At 33.5% G+C, this 2,410-nt stretch carries 2 protein-coding genes; both read right to left on the reverse strand.

What is annotated here, in order from left to right; all coding sequences use genetic code 11:
- A partial coding sequence (locus VFS71_RS10205) for a SprB repeat-containing protein (protein ID WP_326401095.1) occupies positions 1-1,041 on the reverse strand: 1,041 nt, incomplete at its 3' end.
- A gap of 683 nt (positions 1,042-1,724) precedes the next feature.
- Positions 1,725-2,410 (reverse strand): MFS transporter (locus VFS71_RS10210; RefSeq protein WP_326401096.1); only part of this gene is annotated, 686 nt, incomplete at its 5' end.

The raw sequence follows: 2,410 nt of genomic DNA on the forward strand, positions 1-2,410 counted from the left end.
TGCTGTGTATTTTATATCTATGCCCTGTTTAAGTCTATAAGTTATACCATCACCAACCGTAAATGATGTTACGGTAACAGTTCCCTTTGCAATAGTACAGGTCGGTTGTTGAGTTACCGTAGCTTCTGGTTTAGGTAGTGCAGTCGGTCCGCCAACAGTCTCGTTTTTGGTAACGCTACAAGCAGTAGGAAGAGTAGAATCGGTTATGGTAACGTTGTGACTACTATTTGCTGCAAGACCAGTAAAAGTTTTTGATCCACCGGCAGCAACATTAAAGATTGTCCCACCATCTAAACTGACTTTATATGGAGGTGTGCCGCCAAATGGAGCCACTTTAATGGAGCCACCAGCAGTACAAGTCGCATTTTCAGATGTAACAGTTCCGTTAACTCCGGCATTGATTTCAATTGAAGGTAATGTACCACATTTCGGAGCAATTTTGCTCGGGTCTAAGGGACATGATGCATTATCAGCAGCTGAAGTCCATGCTAAATACAAATTCCTAATAACCAATCTTTGTCCACATATATATGAAATATCATTAAATTCCAAATCTGTTGTGGTATTAGGTGGAACTGCGGATGTATTTGGAGGAACAGCTTTACTATTACATCCTGTTATTGGAAAACTATTAATAGTTCCATCAGAATCAATTTTGTCTAGAATTCCCCAGAAAGCAAAGGATGTTCTGTTTGACCCTGTACTATTTTTAATAGATAATATCAATGTTCTCGTAACTCCATCACCTGTTTCACATTCAATACATTCACCTTGATCAAACAGTCTTGCTCCAACTAATTCTAAATCTTTGGAAGTACATCTCTTTTCATTGGGAAGATTAAGTTGTGCAAATGCAGTAGAAAAGCATAAGAAGAATAATAAAGAAAGTAGTAAACTCCGAGTTACTTTGCCAATCCCTTCTTGACAAATAAATTGTGATTTTGTAAAATCTAATCCAGAAACTATTCTTTTGGAAGATAAGCAACATTTGATACCGCTCCATATTGTTTCCAAAAATTCAAAAGTCATTTTATTTTTCATAATAATTTGATTTTAAGTTAATACCAAATTATTAGCAACTAAGTTTCAGTAGAAATTGTGGTTTCGGAAAAAGGTAAATTCTTGTTTCATTCATTACATTTTTTAATTAGTGATCTGAAAATTTGAGTAAACACACCCTCTTCGAAATTAGTTTTACGTGTAAATTTATACACGAAAAACATTCGAAAAATGTTAATTTTTAATAGTTATACACGTAAAGAATTCTTTACTGCAAAAAAATGATTGGCAAAAAATGCCGTAGAATTAATTGAATCAAATACAAAGAAAGTTTTTGATTTGGGAAGTAAAACTTGTAGATAAATACAAACACATTCATGAATAAATTCATAAAGCACACATTCATCAAAAGATATTTTATTGTGGGGAGCAATAACCAAATTCTTTTTTTACCAGTAAAATAAATTTACATAACAAACTTAAATTCAATTATTTAGGGAGGTTAAAAGTAGTTAATATCATTGTAAATTAATTTAAAAATTTGGATAAATCGGGGAATTAACAATTATATCCGACAAACGACTTTTGATCTTAAGAAATTACTTGTTTTGTGAATATTTTTGTGTTGATATTCAAGCGCTAAGGAGTTTTTTTATAGTAGTTTTTAGCATTTTGAATAGTTATGTTTTTAGATATATACCAACTAGGATTAGTTTTTTTTGAGACTATATTTCTTTAACAGCATAAAGGTCTTCTTTTTTCTCCTTATTTTTTCTTTTTATCATTTTATTGACGCGATACATAAGTATAACCGTTAGAATTGAAATGCAGATAATTATGATTCCCAGTGTGTCGTAATGTTCCAGTGGACTTAACTTATCTTTTTGAACGACAATTGTTCCAGCAAATGCTGCTGCAACACCTCCTGCAATTTGCTGTAAGGATGAGTTTATACTCATAAAAGCACCTCTGTCCTGTATTTCGGGGATAGAAGTTACCAAAGCCGTGGAAGGGACAATACGTCCCATGATGCCCATCATCATTAGCACATTGGCAATAGCTACAAAGGTGAAAGGTGTTACTCCGAGGTTGGTGTAAACTGCCACCATTATGATTGTCCATAATGTGGCAAATACGAATATTTTGTATTTGTCAATTGTGTCACTCAGTTTCCCAACCAAAGGCATTACCAACAATGTAGATAAACCTGCTATCATAAATATCATAGGTAGTTGATGTTGTGTAATATGCAGATTATTGATGGCGAAAGCGCTACTAAAAGGCATCATCATAAAACCTCCTACAGAAAGCAAAGCTGTGGCAGTAAAACCAATTCGGTAGTCTTTTTTAGCGATAGTGTGTTTTAAGTGTTCAAAAGGTGATTTGTCAAGTTGAACAGCAAGATGTTTAG

It is taken from the genome of Flavobacterium sp., assembly GCF_035760125.1.
Classification (GTDB): Bacteria; Bacteroidota; Bacteroidia; order Flavobacteriales; family Flavobacteriaceae; genus Flavobacterium.